This is a genomic window from Pseudoalteromonas sp. SG43-7 (genome assembly GCF_014164295.1).
Classification (GTDB): domain Bacteria; phylum Pseudomonadota; class Gammaproteobacteria; order Enterobacterales; family Alteromonadaceae; genus Pseudoalteromonas; species Pseudoalteromonas rhizosphaerae.
Genome location: NZ_JACJEY010000139.1, coordinates 1 through 1409 on the forward strand (window position 1 = coordinate 1; position 1409 = coordinate 1409).

The 1409-nt window shown below is 42.4% G+C and carries 1 protein-coding gene; it reads right to left on the reverse strand.

From position 1 onward, the window contains the following. Positions 1-440: 440 nt before the first annotated feature. The coding region (gene tuf, locus H5200_RS23125) for an elongation factor Tu (protein WP_182762824.1) at positions 441-1409 on the reverse strand (969 nt) is incomplete at its 5' end.

The window sequence follows — 1409 nt, forward strand, 5'->3', positions numbered from 1 at the left end:
AAATTTAATATATTTACTTTCTGTTATAAACGCGGTGGCAAGCCACTCGCCTACAAGTACATATTAACGCCGAGCAACTTAAAACTTACCGCTTAAGGCTTACAGCTCAAATCGCAGACATTAAAAAAGGCCACCAAAGTGACCTTTTTCTAATAATTAACTTAAAAGTTAATTATTACTCATTGAACGTTGCTACAAAGCACCTACGCCTAAGGTAATAGCGCCACCTTCACATGACGTAAATCGCAGACATTAAAAAAGGCCACCTAAGTGACCTTTTCCTAACAATTAACTTAAAAGTTAATTATTACTCATTGAACGTTGCTACAAAGCACCTACGCCTATGGGTAACAGCGCCACCTTCACATGACGTAAATCCCAGACATTAAAAAAGGCCACCGAAGTGACCTTTTTCTAATAATTAACTTAAAAGTTAATTATTACTCTACGATAGTTGCTACTACACCAGCACCTACAGTACGGCCACCTTCGCGGATTGCGAAACGTAGACCTTCATCCATTGCGATTGGAGAGATTAACTTTACAGTCATCTTAACGTTATCGCCAGGCATTACCATTTCTACGCCATCTGGTAACTGTACGTCACCAGTTACGTCAGTTGTACGGAAGTAGAACTGTGGACGGTAACCTTTGAAGAATGGAGTATGACGACCACCTTCATCTTTAGAAAGTACGTATACTTCTGAAGTGAATGTTGTATGTGGGTTGATTGAACCAGGCTTAGCTAGTACTTGACCACGTTCAACGTCTTCACGTTTAGTACCACGTAGAAGTGCACCAATGTTCTCACCAGCACGACCTTCGTCAAGTAGTTTACGGAACATTTCAACACCAGTACAAGTAGATTTAGTTGTATCGTTGATACCAACAATTTCTACTTCGTCATTGATGCGGATGATACCAGCTTCAACACGACCAGTTACAACAGTACCACGACCTTGGATTGAGAAAACGTCTTCGATAGGCATGATGAATGGCTTATCGATGTCACGCTCTGGCTCTGGGATGTAAGAATCAAGTGCGTCTGCAAGCTCAATGATCTTGTCTTCCCACTCTTTCTCGCCTTCTAACGCTTTAAGCGCAGAACCAGCGATTAGTGGTAAGTCATCACCTGGGAAATCGTACTCAGAAAGAAGTTCACGAACTTCCATTTCTACTAGTTCAAGTAGCTCTTCGTCATCAACCATGTCACATTTGTTCATGAATACGATGATGTAAGGAACGCCAACTTGACGAGAAAGAAGGATGTGCTCACGCGTTTGTGGCATAGGGCCATCAGTCGCAGCAACAACAAGGATAGCGCCGTCCATTTGAGCAGCACCAGTGATCATGTTTTTAACATAATCGGCGTGTCCAGGACAATCTACGTGTGCGTAGTGACGAGTAGG